16 protein-coding genes are annotated in these 17,657 nt (G+C 37.0%); 11 read left to right on the top strand and 5 right to left on the bottom strand.

Translation table 11 applies throughout. From position 1 onward, the window contains the following. Nucleotides 1-3: 3 nt before the first annotated feature. Nucleotides 4-678 carry a DUF4919 domain-containing protein gene (locus tag K1I41_RS11555; protein WP_220640491.1) on the bottom strand — a complete coding sequence of 225 codons (675 nt, stop codon included), beginning with the start codon at nt 676-678 and terminating at the stop codon, nt 4-6. A 153-nt stretch (nt 679-831) separates the two neighbouring features. Here K1I41_RS11555 and guaA point away from each other — a divergent pair, with 153 nt between their 5' ends. The 11 genes from guaA to K1I41_RS11500 all read left to right on the top strand — a co-directional run bounded on the left by guaA (nt 832) and on the right by K1I41_RS11500 (nt 13,367). Next, entirely contained in the window at nt 832-2,361 is a 1,530-nt protein-coding gene (gene guaA / locus K1I41_RS11550) for a glutamine-hydrolyzing GMP synthase (RefSeq protein WP_220640490.1), read from the top strand. 211 nt (nt 2,362-2,572) lie between these two features. Next, complete coding sequence (locus K1I41_RS11545; RefSeq protein ID WP_220640489.1) at nt 2,573-3,445, top strand: LysM peptidoglycan-binding domain-containing protein; 873 nt, start codon at nt 2,573-2,575, stop codon at nt 3,443-3,445. A 115-nt stretch (nt 3,446-3,560) separates the two neighbouring features. After that, nucleotides 3,561-5,567 carry a LysM peptidoglycan-binding domain-containing protein gene (locus tag K1I41_RS11540; RefSeq protein ID WP_220640488.1) on the top strand — a complete coding sequence of 669 codons (2,007 nt, stop codon included), beginning with the start codon at nt 3,561-3,563 and terminating at the stop codon, nt 5,565-5,567. 11 nt (nt 5,568-5,578) lie between these two features. After that, a complete protein-coding gene (locus K1I41_RS11535) occupies nt 5,579-5,977 on the top strand; it encodes an OsmC family protein (protein ID WP_220640487.1) in 399 nt (132 codons plus the stop codon). Between the two features lie 13 nt (nt 5,978-5,990). Next, the gene (locus K1I41_RS11530) at nt 5,991-6,236 is read left to right on the top strand and encodes a DUF3820 family protein (RefSeq protein ID WP_255566931.1); all 246 of its coding nucleotides are present in this window, start codon (nt 5,991-5,993) and stop codon (nt 6,234-6,236) included. A gap of 138 nt (nt 6,237-6,374) precedes the next feature. After that, complete coding sequence (gene pyrG, locus K1I41_RS11525) at nt 6,375-7,985, top strand: CTP synthase (RefSeq protein ID WP_220640486.1); 1,611 nt, start codon at nt 6,375-6,377, stop codon at nt 7,983-7,985. 52 nt (nt 7,986-8,037) lie between these two features. Beyond that, nucleotides 8,038-9,945, top strand: a complete 1,908-nt coding sequence (gene yidC, locus K1I41_RS11520; RefSeq protein WP_220640485.1) for a membrane protein insertase YidC — start codon at nt 8,038-8,040, stop codon at nt 9,943-9,945. Nucleotides 9,946-10,048: 103 nt separating this feature from the next. Further along, on the top strand, nt 10,049-10,750 hold the full coding sequence (locus K1I41_RS11515) for a toxin-antitoxin system YwqK family antitoxin (protein ID WP_220640484.1): 702 nt from the start codon (nt 10,049-10,051) through the stop codon (nt 10,748-10,750). Between the two features lie 48 nt (nt 10,751-10,798). Then, nucleotides 10,799-11,986: a tRNA 2-thiouridine(34) synthase MnmA gene (mnmA, locus tag K1I41_RS11510; protein ID WP_374106918.1), complete on the top strand. Its 1,188-nt coding sequence runs from the start codon at nt 10,799-10,801 to the stop codon at nt 11,984-11,986. A 27-nt stretch (nt 11,987-12,013) separates the two neighbouring features. Further along, nucleotides 12,014-12,658 carry a TatD family hydrolase gene (locus K1I41_RS11505; protein WP_220640483.1) on the top strand — a complete coding sequence of 215 codons (645 nt, stop codon included), beginning with the start codon at nt 12,014-12,016 and terminating at the stop codon, nt 12,656-12,658. Then, entirely contained in the window at nt 12,651-13,367 is a 717-nt protein-coding gene (locus K1I41_RS11500; protein WP_220640482.1) for a tRNA threonylcarbamoyladenosine dehydratase, read from the top strand. Before K1I41_RS11505 ends, K1I41_RS11500 begins: the two co-directional genes overlap by 8 nt. Nucleotides 13,368-13,371: 4 nt before the next feature. Here the strand turns inward: K1I41_RS11500 and K1I41_RS11495 are convergent, their stop codons facing one another. The 4 genes from K1I41_RS11495 to K1I41_RS11480 all read right to left on the bottom strand — a co-directional run bounded on the left by K1I41_RS11495 (nt 13,372) and on the right by K1I41_RS11480 (nt 17,571). After that, entirely contained in the window at nt 13,372-14,529 is a 1,158-nt protein-coding gene (locus K1I41_RS11495; protein ID WP_220640481.1) for an effector binding domain-containing protein, read from the bottom strand. Nucleotides 14,530-14,622: 93 nt separating this feature from the next. Continuing rightward, nucleotides 14,623-15,009 (bottom strand): hypothetical protein, encoded by a 387-nt coding sequence (locus tag K1I41_RS11490; RefSeq protein ID WP_220640480.1) that lies wholly within the window; start codon nt 15,007-15,009, stop codon nt 14,623-14,625. A gap of 2 nt (nt 15,010-15,011) precedes the next feature. Further along, nucleotides 15,012-16,949 carry a COG3014 family protein gene (locus tag K1I41_RS11485; RefSeq protein ID WP_220640479.1) on the bottom strand — a complete coding sequence of 646 codons (1,938 nt, stop codon included), beginning with the start codon at nt 16,947-16,949 and terminating at the stop codon, nt 15,012-15,014. 22 nt (nt 16,950-16,971) lie between these two features. Continuing rightward, the gene (locus K1I41_RS11480) at nt 16,972-17,571 is read right to left on the bottom strand and encodes a penicillin-binding protein activator LpoB (RefSeq protein ID WP_220640478.1); all 600 of its coding nucleotides are present in this window, start codon (nt 17,569-17,571) and stop codon (nt 16,972-16,974) included. Between the last annotated feature and the right edge of the window lie 86 nt (nt 17,572-17,657).

Raw genomic sequence — 17,657 nt, 5'->3', positions numbered from 1 at the left:
ATTTTAAAATTTTAATGAGTGTAAACTACGAGTAATATCAAAATAAAAACCTCCTAACTCATAGGGGTTTTCGGCTACTGTAAGGTAATCGTATCGCCCACCTATAAGCGATTGGCTTCCGCCAAAGCTAAATCCTAACAAATTTATTATTTCATATTCATTTGCAGTAGTAATTACATAAAAACAAGTTTCCTCAGTTGTACCATCGCCAGTACTTAAAATAGCATCTATAATAATACTGGCTTGTGCTTTCTCTTTCTCCAATTCTAAGGGTTTGCCCAATTCGCTAAACGAGTACATACGGTATTCTTTCATGCGCAGGCTAAAAGGATATTGGGCTAAAATAGTATCGGTATATGTTATAATTTTTTCTAAGTCACTTTTATCCGCATTTTCTTTTTGGAGTACTTCCCTAAGCTTCTTTTCGGCTGGAGATCTACTATAGGGCGAATATTCTTCCTGAAACGAATAGCCGTAGTACAAATGCCGCTTCTCTTGTAATGTCATGGTTGTATCAGCCTTGGTATAGCGTTCAAAAAGGGTCTCAAAGTTAAGGGGTGACTTTTCGGTATTTACATTTTTCTCAATCAATTCGTAATCAGGTGCGGTAAATTCAGGGGTTTGACTGTACATTAGTCCAGAAAGAAATAGGAATAGTAGTAGTATCTGTTTTTTCATGCCGTTGAATATTAACCTTTTAAAGGTACTAAAAATACAATATTAATTGTATAAAAGATGCGCTACTGTAGTTTGTTGTTTGATTCATATTAAATGAAAAATAAAAAATTAGCATCACATTTCTATTTATTAATATTATAGTTATTTTTGCGCATGCAACACAACGTACTAATTTTAGATTTCGGATCGCAATACACACAACTAATTGCGAGAAGGGTTCGCGAACTGAATATATTTTGCGAAATTTTTCCTTATAACAATCCTCCACAAGATTTATCATCCTACAAAGCTGTAATACTCTCGGGTAGTCCTTTCTCTGTAAGAGCAGAAGATGCACCGCACCCAGACCTCTCTGAAATTAGAGGTAAAATGCCATTGCTAGCAGTATGTTATGGTGCACAGTATTTAGCACATTTTCATGGTGGTGAGGTTAAACCGAGTAACATTAGGGAATACGGTCGTGCCAATTTATCGTATATTAAAGAGCAAGAGTCATTTTTTGAAGGTGTAACGGTTGGTAGCCAAGTATGGATGAGCCATAGTGATACTATTAAGCAATTGCCAGAAAACGGCGTACGACTTGCTAGTACTAAAGATGTAGAAAACGCAGCGTATAAAATAGAGGGCGAAACTACTTATGCAATACAATTTCACCCCGAAGTATACCACTCTACCGATGGTAAACAAATGCTAGAAAACTTTTTGGTAAAAATAGCTGAGGTACCGCAAAACTTTACACCTGATACTTTTGTAGATGACATTGTAAAGGAGTTAAAAGAGAAAATTCAGGACGATAAGGTAGTACTTGGTTTATCAGGAGGGGTTGATTCTACTGTGGCAGCAGTATTATTAAATAAAGCAATAGGGAAAAACTTATATTGCATATTTGTAAATAACGGATTACTCCGTAAAAACGAGTTTGAAAGTGTATTACACCAGTATAAAGATATGGGGCTTAACGTAAAGGGTGTAGATGCATCTGAGCGTTTCTTATCCCAATTAAAAGGTGTAGACGACCCAGAAACAAAACGTAAAATTATAGGTAGGGTATTTATAGAGGTGTTTGATGATGAGGCACACCAACTTACCGATGTTAAATGGTTAGCGCAAGGTACTATTTACCCAGACGTTATTGAGTCGGTTTCAGTAAACGGACCATCAGCAACTATAAAATCGCATCATAACGTAGGTGGTTTGCCCGACTTTATGAAGTTAAAAGTTGTAGAGCCGCTGCGTATGTTATTTAAAGATGAAGTTCGCCGTGTAGGCGCATCATTAGGTATAGATGCTGAATTACTAGGTAGGCATCCATTTCCTGGACCTGGATTATCAATACGAATATTAGGCGATATTACTCCAGAAAAAGTACGTATTTTGCAGGATGTAGATGCGATATTTATTGAAGGATTAAAATCGAACGGATTGTACGATAAAGTTTGGCAGGCAGGAGCAATATTATTGCCTGTAAACAGCGTAGGAGTAATGGGCGATGAGCGTACTTACGAAAAAGTGGTAGCTTTACGTGCAGTAGAATCTACAGACGGTATGACTGCTGATTGGGTACACCTTCCGTACGATTTTTTAATGAAAGTATCTAACGAGATAATTAATAAAGTAAAAGGCGTAAATAGGGTAGTATATGATATTAGCTCTAAACCACCTGCTACTATAGAGTGGGAATAATAAAAATAAAATATAACTTTGTAGATACCATAAAATTTTTGAAGTATGATTTTTTAAGATAAAAGCGTAAGCAAAATATTGTTTATGTTAGCATGATTTTACAACGACACCCCCGTTTTAATACATCAAATTTTAATACAGCTATTGTTACTATTTATTGGGCAAGTGCCCGTGTGTAAATTTTAACACCAACATTCTAAATCCTAGATATATGAATAAGAATATAGTTGCATTGTTAATTATGAGTTTCATACTCACTAATACCATTGCTCAGGAATCGTCTGCAACTAAAGCTGCCATAGAGAATGCGCAAGAAGAAATAATTATCCATAAAGTTTCGCTTGGAGAAACAGTGGCACTAATTGCAAAAAAGTATCTTGTTCGTCCGTCAGAAATCTATGCTATAAATGCAGGTATTTCGGATGGTATAGCTCAGGGAATGATGCTGCGAATACCTGTTAGTGATGCATTAAGGGCTAAGATGGAAAGAGCCTCTAAATTATATGCAGATACTACGGCAAAGAAACCCCTCGATGCAAAACCACAATCTACTACCGTACTTGAAAAAGCAGAGCCAATACCATTTAAGCAAGTTAAACCGCTTAGTGAAGAAGTAGTGAAGGAAACGGTAGTTGAAACTGAAATTGTTGAGGTTGAAGAAGTAGCTCCAGAGGTAGCAATAGAAGAAACAATTATAGAGCCATCTGAAGTTATTACGACAAAGCCAACCGAATTACCCAAAAATGGTGTTTTTGAAGTAAAGCACACAGTAACATCGGGGCAAACACTAACAGGGTTAAGCAGACGTTATAATACTACTATAAAAGCAATAACCGATGCCAATGCATCTAAATTGCGTAACGGTTTACAAATAGGGCAGGAACTTACCATACCCGCAGGACCAACCCCTGAAACTATGGAAGGCACCATAGTACACGACGTACAGTCGGGCGAAACACTTATGGGGCTCGCGCGCAAGTACAACACCACTGTAGCGGCAATTGAAGAATATAATAAACGTAAGCTAAAGCATGGTTTGCAAACAGGGCAAAAATTAACCATTATGCCTGGTGCGGCTGAATAGCCAACGATATAATGTTTTATATTAGCAAGATAATTTCATAATATAAAAATAAAATTTGTTATAAAGTCGTTACAAAAGTTAACTTTGTAACGGCTTAATTTTTTACATGAGTATAATGAAAACACGAGTATTTTTATTTTTTGCAGTACTACTTTTTGCTACCACTGCTTTTTCGCAAACCTATAAAAAGCATACGGTTACCAAAGGCGAAAGTGTAAAAGAAATAGCAAAAAAATATAGAGTTACTCCCTACGATATACACAGGCTAAATCCTGATGCTAAAAATGGTATTACCGAGCATATGGTATTACTCATACCTACATCGGGTACAATACAAACGGTTAAACCTTTAAAAACCCAGCCTAGTAAAGTGGTTAATACCATTCATGTATTACAACCTTCAGAAACATTTTACAGCCTCTCTAAAAAATATAATGTAGCTGTTGGCGATATTGAGAAAGCTAACCCCACTACAACCAAAGACGATTTACAGATAGGGCAGGAGATTATTATACCTATAAAAGGAAGTCCTATTACGGCACAGATTAAAAAAGCAGAAAAAATAGATGCTAAACCTAATGCAGATGGCTACATTTACCATACTGTTGTTACTGGAGAAACAAAATACTCTATAGCGCGCGAGTACAACATGACGGTACAGCTTATTGAAGAACTTAACCCAGAAGTTGTAGATGTTTTACCGCTAGGTTACAAATTAAAATTGGTTACCAATAAAGTAGTAAACAACCAGATTTCGATTACAGAAATAGTGCCCGACCCGAACTATATGATATATGTAGTACGACCAAAAGAAACGTTTTATAACCTTGGTAAAAAAACAGGTTTAACCAAAGAGGAGATTCTTGCATTAAACCCCGAAGCTAAGGATGGACTAAAAGAGGGAATGCAGTTAAAACTGCCAAAAGCCACATCAGCAGTTATAGATGCTACAACAACACCCAATACTATAATAAATAATAACAGAACTACCGATTTAACAAAATCGTTAGTACGTAAAATGCCCAAAGAAATAGCGTTGCTATTGCCTTTTAATTTAGATAGGATTAAAGCAGATACAGCACGCGCACAATTACTCAGAAATGATAGGTTTTTAAACTTAACGCTCGATTTTTATGCAGGAGCATTAATGGCTATAGACTCTGCGGATGCATTAGGACTACCACTTCGTGTAAAAATACTGGATACAAAAGAAACAACTAAGAGTTGCGACATTGTAAACATTAAAAGCAAGTTGCATACTACCGATGTAGTTATAGGACCTTTCTTCCCCAAAAATGTAGAAACAACAGCATCATTATTAGGTAATATACCTGTAGTATCGCCACTCTCTAAAGATTATCAAAAAAAATACCCTAACCTTTTTCAATCAGTACCCTCTACTACCGATGCTAAGCGCATTCTGTTCAATTATATATTGGCGCAAGGTGGTAACGTGCTCGCTATTACCGATACCAAAAAAGTAAGCTCTCGAAATTATATAAAAGAACGTTATCCTAGCGTAAAACTTGTAGTGCTGAATGAAAAAGGTGCTATTGACGAAGCTGCTTTTAAGGCAATGTTAGTTAAAGACCAAACAAATTATGTGGTACTGGAAACAGAACGTACAGGTTTAGCTATAAATACGGTAAAATTATTAGCAAAACTATTAGCGGAGTACCCTATACAACTAGCAGTACCCGAAAATAATTCAATATTCGAGAGTGCCGAGATACCACTAACAAGGCTTACTGCACTTAAAATGCTATACCCATCGGTAACTAACGATAGCGATACGCCTCAGAAAGTGCAGTTTGCTAAAGCTTTTAGAGAGAAGAACGGACGCATGCCCAACCAATTTGCCACTAGAGGTTTTGATGTTACATTTGATATTATACTACGATTATTTCAGGAAGAACCTTTTGAAAAAGTTATGAATACTGTAGAATCGGAGCAGATAGATAATAAGTTTTCATATATTATGGAAGATAACGGATATCGCAATACGGGTATTTACATTATGCATTTCGACGAAAATCTTACCGTAAAGCAAGTAGCCTTACCGACTGCCGAAATAGAGGAAACAGAATTTGAAGAAGAAAACCGTTTCTTTATAGAAGACTAACACCAATAATCATGACATCTAAAGTAACCTACCTTGGCAATTTAAGAACCAATTCGGTACACCTAAAATCAGGTAGCGAAATACTTTCTGATGCTCCGCTTGATAACAATGGCAAAGGCGAAGCATTTTCGCCCACCGATACGGTTGCCAATGCACTAGCAAGCTGTATACTAACCGTTATGGGAATAAAAGCACGCGATATGGGCATTAGCATGACGGATTCGGTTGCTGAGGTTACCAAACACATGCAGTCTGATCCGCGACGAATAGCCAAAATAGAAGTTACTATTACCATGCAGTGTGATGCCGATGAGAAGGCAAAAATAATATTAGAACGCACTGCTTTAGCCTGCCCAGTGTACCAAAGTTTGCATCCTGATATCGAAAAAGTTATAACGTTTAATTGGTAATAATTATAACTGCTTGGAAGAACTTTCGTTAGATAAACAAAAAGACTTTTTAATAAAGTTGGCGCACACTAAAATGCCTTTTGGTAAATACGAAGGACGATATCTTATAGATTTGCCTGAGTATTATGTAGTGTGGTACCACTCAAAAGGATTTCCAAAAGGACAATTAGGGCAACAACTACAACAAGTGTACGAACTGAAAGTTAATGGACTTGAAAGTATCGTCCGAACCATTAAAGCACAATACCCAAAACCGTAATGCTATCGTAACATATTACACCCCATAATTTGTTATAATAGTAAACTGTTGTTACATGGATTAATTGAAATATACATCAATTAATTTTCGTACTTTTGCCTCGTTTTTTACAACTACAACAACACAACAAACAATATAATGAATCAAACAAAGTATATTTTTGTTACAGGAGGTGTTACTTCTTCCTTAGGAAAAGGAATTATAGCGGCTTCGTTGGCAAAATTATTGCAGGCGCGTGGATACAGAACAACGATACAAAAATTTGATCCGTATATTAACGTAGACCCTGGAACGCTTAACCCTTACGAGCATGGCGAGTGCTACGTAACAGATGATGGTGCAGAAACGGATTTGGATTTGGGGCATTACGAGCGTTTTTTAAACGTACCTACGTCGCAGGCAAATAATGTTACAACAGGTAGGGTATACCTATCGGTTATAGAAAAGGAACGACGAGGAGAATTTTTAGGTAAAACGGTACAGGTAGTGCCACATATTACCAACGAGATTAAAGACCGCATGCAGCAATTAGGGCATAGTGGCGATTATGATATAGTAATTACAGAAATAGGCGGTACAGTAGGTGATATTGAGTCGTTACCGTACATAGAATCAGTAAGACAATTAGTTTGGGAACTGGGCGAGAACAATGGTATTGTTATTCATTTAACCCTAGTACCATTCCTTGCTGCTGCTGGCGAGTTAAAAACAAAGCCAACGCAACACTCGGTAAAAACATTAATGGAAAGCGGTATAAAAGCCGATATTTTAGTGTGTCGTACTGAGCATGAGCTTTCTAGCGATTTGAGACAGAAGTTAGCATTGTTTTGCAACGTAAAAAGTGAGGCAGTAATACAATCGATAGATGCCTCTACCATATACGATGTGCCTAATTTAATGCTTGAAGAAGGATTGGATAAAGTAGCATTAAAAAAGCTAGATTTACCGAAAAAGAACACGCCCGATTTAAAACAATGGAACGAGTTTTTGTTTAAACTGAAAAACCCTAAACACACCGTAAATATTGGTTTGGTAGGGAAGTACGTAGAGTTACAAGATTCGTATAAGTCCATATTGGAAGCATTTATACATGCTGGCTCTATTAATGAGACCAAAGTAAATGTAGTTAGCATCCACTCGGAGTACGTAGATAAAGATAATGTATCCGAGAAATTAAAAGGACTACATGGTATTGTGGTAGCGCCTGGTTTTGGAGAGCGTGGCATAGAGGGAAAAATAGAAACAGTACGTTATGCCAGAGAAAACAATATACCGTTTTTAGGGATATGTTTAGGGATGCAAATGGCGGTTATAGAGTACTCTAGAAATGTAATGGGCTTAAAAGATGCCAACTCTACAGAGATGAATGCAAGTACCAACAACCCTGTTATTAATATTATGGAAGCACAAAAAAGTGTAACGGATAAGGGAGGTACAATGCGTTTAGGAGCTTGGAAATGTAGTTTACAAGAAGGCTCGTTAGCGAGTAAAATATACGCGAGTAGCGAAATAGAAGAAAGGCACCGCCACCGTTACGAGTTTAACAGTGCTTACAAAGAGGCATTGGAGCAAGCAGGTTTAAAAACATCGGGTATTAACCCAGATACGGGGCTGGTAGAAGTAGTAGAGTTAGAAAAACATCCGTTTTTTGTAGGCGTACAATATCACCCAGAGTACAAAAGTACCGTAGCCAATCCGCACCCGTTGTTTGTACATTTTGTACAAGCAGCCGTATCAGGCAAAAACTAATTATATTATTGCTGTGGCAGCAAAACTAGATAAGAGAAACAATTTAGAATAAATGGAAGAAAAGAAATTTGACGTTAAAACGTTAGTTGGGTTTGGTTTAATAATGCTACTCCTAATATGGATGTTATACAATCAATCATCCGATGCCGAAGCACAACGATTAGAGCAAGAAAAGAAAGAGCAGGTAGAAAGCGAAAAGCAACAGCAGTTAACAGAAAATGAAAACGATACCCCAGTTGCTAACGATAGTACAGCTACCACTCCAGAGGTAAGCGCAGCAGAATACAAAAATGCTTTAGGTGCATTTGCGTACAGTGCTACGCTACCATCGGCAAAAGCAACAGAGGCTACCGAGATAACCAACGGTCTATTAACCTTAAAAATAGCTAACAAAGGTGGATATATTACATCGGCTAGGCTAAACAACTTCGAGCAAATACACGAAGGTTCGGGTAAACCAGTAAAGCTAATACACGATAATAACGCTAATTTAAACCTGCAATTCCAAACCAAAGATAATCGCATACTAAATACACAAGATTTACATTTTGAACCTGTATTGAGTAAAGATGGCGATAATCAGGTACTTACCATGCGCCTAAAAGCAGGAGCAGAACAGTATTTGGAGTATCGTTACGTAGTAAAGCCTAACGAGTACATGATGGATTTTTCTATCCGTACACAAGGGCTTTCAAATGTTGTAAATACATCCAAACCTATTGATTTAGAGTGGCAACTTAAAGGATACAGAAATGCTAAAAGTGTAACCTATGAAAACCGTTATACCGAACTTGTTTACGAATACGAAGATGGCAAAGACGATTATTTAGGGCAAGGTAGTGCAGATGCCGAAATAGCCGAAGATGTTACCTATATTGCCTACAAACAACATTTCTTTACTTCTATACTATTAACGGATACCCCTTTTAAAACAGCTGATTTAAAATCGGAAAATCTAGTAAAGGATGAGGAGATAGATACCACATTTACTAAAAACTTTGTAGCCAAAGTACCATTAGCGTTTAAAGGTGGCGAATTGAGTTATAACATGAATTGGTACTACGGTCCGTCGGATTATAAAATATTAAATAGCTACGACAGAAATTTAGATGAGGTTATGCCACTAGGCTGGGGCATCTTCGGTTGGATAAACCGTTACATATTCATCCCATTATTTGGTGCGTTAAGTAGCTTTATTCCTTACGGTATTGCCATTATAATCTTTACCATATTGGTAAGGCTTGTAATGTCGCCTATTACCTATAAGTCGTACCTATCGCAAGCCAAAATGAAAGTAATTCGTCCTGAAATTGCTGAGCTTAACGAGAAGTACAAAAAAGACCCAATGAAGAAGCAGCAGGAAACCATGAAGCTGTATAACAAAGCAGGTGTTAGCCCTATGGCAGGATGTTTACCCGCCCTAATGCAAATACCCGTTTTTTATGCACTTTTCCAGTTCTTTCCGTCGTATTTTGATTTAAGGCAAAAAAGTTTCCTTTGGGCAGACGACCTATCGTCGTACGATTCTATCGCACACCTACCATTTTATATCCCATTTTATGGTAACCACGTAAGTTTATTTCCAATACTAGCATCGTTAGCCATTTTCTTTTATATGAAAATGACAACGGGCGACCAAAGTATGGCACAACCACCACAAGAGGGTATGCCTGATATGGGCAAGATTATGAAAGTAATGATATACATCTCGCCAGTAATGATGCTTATATTCTTTAACAACTATGCATCGGGTTTAAGTTTATATTATTTCATCTCTAACCTTATTACTATAGGAATTATGTTTGTAATTAAAAATTACATCGTAAAAGAAGATAAAGTACATGCCATGATACAAGAGCACAAAGCGAAACCGAAAAAACAAGGTAAGTTTCAGCAGCGTATGCAAGCTATGATGGAGCAAGCACAAGAGCAGCAAAAAAACAAGCAAATCAAAAAATAAAAACCAAAAGCACTCTTCGGAGTGCTTTTTTTATAACGAATGCATTTTGCATTGCAATAAAAAAACGATATTTGAGGTTAACATAAAACAGATGTTTTTTAAAATGAATATAAAATTTATAGCAATACTCGTTTTATTCGTACTAAGCACTACCCTTGTTGCACAAAGTAATGCATTCGATGCCAACGGCAAACGTCATGGTAAGTGGGAAGGGGTGTATAAAAACACGCAATTACCCCGTTATGACGGCGAATTTAAACACGGTAAAGAGGTTGGAGTATTTAAATTTTTTAAAAACGATAAAAACAGTACCCTGGTAGCAACCCGCGATTTTTCATCGGGCGATGGTGTATCGCGTACTACCTTTTACGACGATAAAGGGAATGTATTGAGCGAGGGCTCAGAAGTGAATAGACTGCGAGATGGCAAATGGTATTTTTACTATCCCGGTACAAAAAAAGTACTATCGGTAGAGCATTACAGCAAAGGCAAACTTACAGGTACGCGGAAAGTATATTTTACCAATGGCGAAATTGCCGAAGAAGCGCAGTACCAGAACGGTATGAAAAATGGCGCGTACAAAAAATATACAGAAGAAGGCATACTATTAGAAGAATCCATATACAAAAATGACAAGTTACACGGTATGGTTATTTTTAGAGATGCTACGGGCGAAATATCCAGTAAAGGCGAATTTAAAAATGATATAAAAACAGGCATCTGGCAATATTTTGAAAATGGTAAACTCGTAAAAGAAGAAGATAAAACCAACCTAAAAATAGAGCTAGAGCGCATAAGAGAGTAAATAGTGAAAATTGCTTTATCTTTGCAGCAATTTTTAGAAAGAATAATAATGAAGCGTGTAGTAGTAGGATTATCTGGCGGAGTAGATTCAAGTGTGGCAGCCTACTTGCTAAAGGAGCAAGGTTACGAGGTTATTGGCTTGTTTATGAAAAACTGGCATGACGATTCGGTTACCATATCCGATGAATGCCCGTGGCTTGAAGATAGTAACGACGCCCTTTTGGTTGCCGAAAAACTAGGCATACCTTTCCAAACAGTAGATTTAAGCGAGCAGTACAAAGAGCGTATTGTAGATTATATGTTTAACGAGTACGAAAAGGGCAGAACACCCAACCCTGATGTACTTTGTAACAGAGAAATTAAGTTTGATGTATTCATGAAAATCGCACTAAGTCTTGGTGCCGATTACGTGGCTACAGGGCACTATTGCCGTAAAGCTACCATAACCAAAGATGGACAACAAATACATCAACTATTAGCAGGTGTAGATCGTAATAAAGACCAATCGTACTTCTTATGCCAATTATCACAGCAACAATTAAGCAAAGCCCTATTCCCTATAGGCGAACTCACTAAGCCACAAGTACGCGAAATAGCAACTAAAATGGAATTGATTACTGCCGAGAAAAAAGATTCGCAAGGGCTTTGTTTCATCGGTAAAGTACGCCTGCCCGATTTTTTACAGCAACAACTACAACCCAAAGAGGGCACTATATACGAAATTGATGCTGATGCCGATACGTATAAAGCATCAGTACCGCAGTTTGCATCAATAAAAGAGCAACTAGCCTACGAAGCTAAAAATACCAACTATACCCCCAATATGGGCAAACCTGTTGGTAAGCACCAAGGGGCGCATTATTTTACTATAGGGCAGCGCAAAGGGCTAAACGTAGGCGGTACAAAAGAGGCATTGTTTATTATAGCTACCGATGTAGATAGCAACGCAATATACACTGGGCAAGGAAACACCCACCCAGGATTATTCCGTAAAGCATTGTTTATACAACAAAGCGAAGTGCACTGGATACGTGAGGATTTAGCCTTAAAAGATGGCGAAACTATGGAGGTAATGGTACGCATACGCTACCGCCAACCCCTGCAAAAAGCAACGTTACACCAGTTTGATAATGGTATGTACATTGCTTTTACCGAACCGCAAAGTGCCATAACTGAAGGGCAATTTGCTGCTTGGTATAACGATGACGAACTTTTGGGTAGTGGAGTAATATCATAAACTTTCCGCTTTAGTAAATTTGTACAGATGCTTTACAATCTCCATACACACAACTATTCTAATGATGCTACTATTTTTGAGGTAGTCAATCGTTATCCCTACGAGGCAATAGATGTACCGTATTTTTCTACAGGAATACACCCTTGGCATATTGATGAGGGTAGGGTAGAGGAGCATTTAGCAATAATAGAACAACGTTTACAAATGGACAATTGTTTAGCACTAGGCGAGTGCGGTTTGGACAAACGTATTGAAATACCAATTGAGGTACAACAAGCTATTTTTGAAAAACAATTGCGCTTAGCAAAAAAGTACAATAAACCTGTAGTATTACACTTGGTTGCAGCTTTTCAGGAATTACTCGAAATTACTGCCAGAATACAACCTAATGTGCCTATGGTAGTACACGGTTTTTCTAAAAATAGTCAGGTAGCTAAACAATTGCTTGATAGAGGGTTTTACCTTTCGTTTGGCAAACACCTATTGCGTAACCCCGAATTATCGTCAGTATTTGCACAAGTACCCGATAATCAATTTTTTTTGGAAACTGATACTATTGAGGAAAGTTTACAGGAAGTATACACGAAAGCAGCAATAGCTAGAACTATTGAAGTAGAAGATTTAAAGAATATAATAACCAATAATTTTAAAACGGTTTTTAAGCATGGCTGAATGGACGGAGCGTGCCGAGCTCTTATTTAAACAGGAAGGACTTAAAAAATTACAGAATGCGCATATAATGGTAGTAGGAATGGGCGGCGTAGGCTCGTTTGCTGCCGAATTTATTGCCAGAGCAGGTGTAGGAAGCATGACTATTATAGATGGTGATGTGGTAGATACTACCAATATTAACAGGCAATTACCCGCATTGCACAGTACCGTAGGGAAACCTAAAGTAGATGTAGTGGGTGATAGGCTTATGGATATTAATCCTGAGTTAAAGTTAACCCGTATTAAAGAATTTTTATCGCCAGAGCGCGCTTATGAGCTGGTTACTGATGAATATGATTATGTATTGGACTGTATTGACAGTATTACTCCTAAACTAAACCTTATGATGGCTGCAAAGCGCAAAAAGGTAAAATTGGTAAGTAATATGGGGGCAGGCGGAAAATACGAAGCATCTAAAGTTAAAGTAACCGATATAAGTAAAACAAGTTACTGCCCATTGGCTAAAAATATGCGAAAACGCTTAAAGAAAGAAGGGATATCCAAAGGAATAAAGGTGGTGTTTTCTACAGAAGTACCTGATGAAACAAGTGTAAAGGTAACCGATGGTAAAAACTTTAAAAAGTCTTTTTACGGTACTAATAGTTGGATACCAGGTTTGTTTGGGTTACATGCTGCCGAAACTGCTATAAAATACATCCTAAATAGGTAAAGCGTTATTCTGCTTCTCGTTCGTATATATGCAACATTTCTTCAACTTCCTCGTAAACTGGTTCTACTGTATTCATTTCAGGTGTTACTTCTTCTATTATTGGATCGGGTGGCGGTGGTGGTACGTATTTTGGCTTATCAATAACATCAGGTTGGGTAGCAATAGGAAAATAAATATCTGTAATCCAACTCGATGGGTTTCTGGATTTTTTCTTACCACGCCTGTAAACTTCCATGTAGGTTCGGGTGCGGTCAATTTTTAATTCTTTTTCAGCGGTATATTTTTTTGCTGCTCTCCAAGCCTTTTCGAGTTGCGAATGGTTGCCGTTTAATGTTGTTTTTAAAACGCTCGATGCTACTAATGTTCCACTTACAAATTCGCTACCCTCTTCGTTAATAATATCTTCTATAATTGGAATCGCTATGGTGTAGCTTATGGTATCGGTGTCAAATTTATATCTGTTATATAATATAAAAGGCTTACCGTTTGGAGTAAGGTTATTATCTTCTATAAAATCAGATAATCTCGTTACAATATCGTTTCTAGTATCAGGAATAGTACTAACGTTTCCTACCATTACTTTGCCAATGTAGTTGGTTGCTGCACGCTCCGTTTTTCCTATTACTGTAATAGTATAATGGTTAATTTGTTCTGTAATAGTATGGTTTATTCCGTTGAGTCCGTTTTGTAATTCACCACTAATCTCGTTCTTAATGCCACCTTGTAATACTGCATAAGCTTTTTCGGTAAAACTAAGCTTTCCCTTAATATTAATACTTACTTTGGTTTTATCGAGGGTATCTTTAAACGTCCACGTTATTTCTTGCTTTTCATTTTCGGTATAGGCATATTGTTTTATATTATCCTGCGTAGTTGCTACAGTTTGTAATTTGCCCTCTGCAGTATTTGATTTCCATGATGCTGTTGTTCCTTTACCCGATGTTTCGGCACTTGTAAGTGTATATACCGTACTAGTATCGGTAAGTATATTTATATCTTCCCAATTAGAATAGTCGTTAACATAATTGTATACTACTATTTTTGGGGCATCTATTATTTTATCTTCTTTAACACTATAATTACCATCTTGGGTAGCTACAAATACGGTAAAAGCAATGCCCGTGAGGAATAAGAGTAAGAAAATGTATTTTGCAATTTTCATGGATTGACTGCTTAAGAGTATTGTAAAAATAGGAATATTTACAACAAAACAATTAGCTAATACAATAAAAGCCCGTTTATACGGGCTTTTATTTTAATGGTCGCACTCTAAAAAGTTTTTAGGATAGGGCGATAGGCTTAATTTATCGACCAGTAAAAAAATATCTTCTTCTTTGGTGTATACATCTATTACATCACTCATTCTATTGGCATAAAGTGTTTTCCTATGCGTTGTAATATTATATTTTTGGAGTTTATCGGTTACATGATAATTAAACGATACAAGCTCTGGGTATTCGTTTCTAAATTGTACTTGCCAATGGTGTTGCGTCCCATTTTGTCTCACGTATTTTAGCCTAAAAGCTATTTTACTATAACAATTGGTCTGTTCCCATTTTTGCCAGCCATTATCTGTTTGTTGTTGGGCTTGCGCTACTCCAATACTTCCTAACAGAAAAAATAGCATAAATATCTTTTTCATAATTATTCAACATTAAATAGTGTTATATAAAAATCAGGGTCGGTTTGGTAAACCGTAGCTATCTCAATTTCTTCCTCTGGTTTTACACTTTCGGTAATTTTAAAATATTGTTTTGCATTTTTTGAGTTTGACGCATTTTTATAATACTCGTCTTTATCAACCTCTGTAAAACTGTCTTCAAAAGGTACTTCAGTTACAGTAAAAGTTACTGTTTTGGTACTCGCGTTATACGATTTGAAAATGATTTTTTTTGCATATACCTTTCTACCGTCTTTATCTACTTGATTTGGTATTACTTTGTAAAAAATACCATCGCCGCCATCCATCCAAGTATTGTATTTATCCAATATGGCTCCATTTATTTTTATGGTTTTAGTAGTGGGTGGCACTGCTAATTTATTTTGGCTAGTCTGTCCTTTTTGCAATGCAAAACTGTTTTGCTGCAACTTGTTGTTTGAATTACTTTTGGTAAGTGCCTTGTTTGTGGTTGTTATTGGTATTACTTGTGTACGACCAATATCAAAATAGCTTACAATTTGTAAACCTCTTTTGTAAGGGATGCGTATGGTATCGGTATCTATACCCATTTCGCCATATTTACGAATTACAAACTCGTTTTCTCCTTCGTGCAATGGCACACGCGTGTACGATATTGTAGCGGGTAGTGATTGCCAGTTTCTTGTATCTGCTTTCTCGGTAGCAACACCTGCTACATCGGCACCCAGTTGTATAAGTTCGCCACCAGTGTCGCCAAGCAATTGTTTGCCTATTTCGCCAAGCCCAGCACTAGCAGCCTTTTTAGCTGCAAAGCGAGTAATAAGGTCTACAGTTTCGCGTAGCATTCTATCTTTTAAAGATTGTTTTGCTATGGGGTAAAAATCCTGTGCCAAATTAAGTTCCTGCGCTTTACCATCCGCTAAAATCTCAGCTTTTTCGTAGTAGCTACCTCTATTGTGATATTTAGGAATGGCTATGGCATTTATATTACCAATGTTAGAACCTACGGGTACGGGAATAATTATTTCTTCCAGTATGTCGCCATCCATATAACTCCCGTAAAATATCCCTCCGCTAGCGGATGCTGTTATTATTATTTGGTCTTTGGCGGGACCAATACCGTTTTCCCAAAAAATAACGGCTTCACCTTTTGATTGTGCTTGATAATCTGTTGCACTTGTTTTTTGTGGAGCATCCTCAACCAGAATTTTAAATTTAGCACGGTAGTCGTTATACTCCTGTGTAAAACCCATTTGGTGCGATGTACGTAACAAGTCCTTTTTAAGTTGCTCGGGCATAGGTACACCAAAAAAACTACCGCCCTGTTTGGTATATATTACTTCGGCATTACGGTAGGCAATAAAAGCATTGTTTATATCGCCTACCGATTCGTAAATTATACCTTGTAGTATTTGCGAAAAAGCATCTTCGCTATACTTATTTTTATTCTCTTTGTATTTTTCGTTAAGCTGATACAGCTTTAAATTTATCCTTTTTGCCTCTACAAGTGCCTCATTGGGCATACCCATCATAAAATAATTGAGTGCTTTGTAATAATGAATGGTAACTTTTTCAAAATCTTCCCCTTTATAAGGCAAAGCCATAGGATTGGTAAACTTTGATGCAACACCTTGCCCAACGTTTGTTTTAATCCTATCTTCAATCATTATATACGCTTGCTCTAGTAAGGCATTACTAGCCTTATAATTACCACGTAGGTGCTCTACTTTACCCTTTTCCATTAGGTATAAAAGCTTGTTCCTCTTTTTCTTGAGGAATTTATTACCCTCTATACCAGCAATAGCTTTATCAAAATTGCCGTTAAAGAGGTCGCTTTCAATTTCTGAGGTTTTGGTGTTGTAGGTGCCGCAGGATTGAAAGCCTATTAACAACAGTAGTAGTAACGTTTTGGCAACGGTACGTTTGCTTTTAAGTGCTTTCATAAATGTTTAGGTGTGGCTTTACTTACAATTTTTTACCAATATATTTTTTGATTTTTTTATCGCCTATCCAAACTTTTTCATTTGTTTGTATGTTGGTAAGCTCCAAATCTACTTGGTAGTATACTGTTTTCTCTTTAGAGTATTGATCTACAATAGAGTTAACTGTACCTTGTAACATAAAATCGGCTCCGTTTTCCAGACCAAACTTTTTCATTGTAGATTGTGATGCGAAATTTTGCTGATCGGCACGCTCTGCTCTTATTTCTTCGCGCATATTACCTGCTTGTACTAGTTTCATTCTACCCGAGTTAATAATTGCTTTTTCAATGTCTTTAGAGAATGTTTCTATAGCAATATGCTCATGCGATTTGTTGGTAATCATCCCCACAATAAGCACTGGCTTTTTTCCGCTATTTTCAGATGCGTATGTGCTGTACCAAGCATGTTCCATAAGTTCGGCGGTAATTTCTTCGGCTGTAAGTCTCGAATCGGTTTCATTCCAACGTCCGCTAAGGTCAGTTACCATATTTTCGTTAACACGTTGCACTTTACGTGTAGAGCAGTTGGTTAGTGTGAGCGATAAAGCAAATAATAACGATAGGTACAAAGATCCTGATTTCATAATAAATATTTTGTTGATTAATAATTTAAAGGTATTAAATATTTTAACACCTTAACTCTGGTTTCTTACAAATTACATGCCAATAG

The sequence above is a fragment of the Flavobacterium litorale genome (assembly GCF_019613795.1).
Taxonomy (GTDB): Bacteria; Bacteroidota; Bacteroidia; order Flavobacteriales; family Flavobacteriaceae; genus Flavobacterium; species Flavobacterium litorale.
This window is presented reverse-complemented; position numbering and strand designations above follow the sequence as displayed.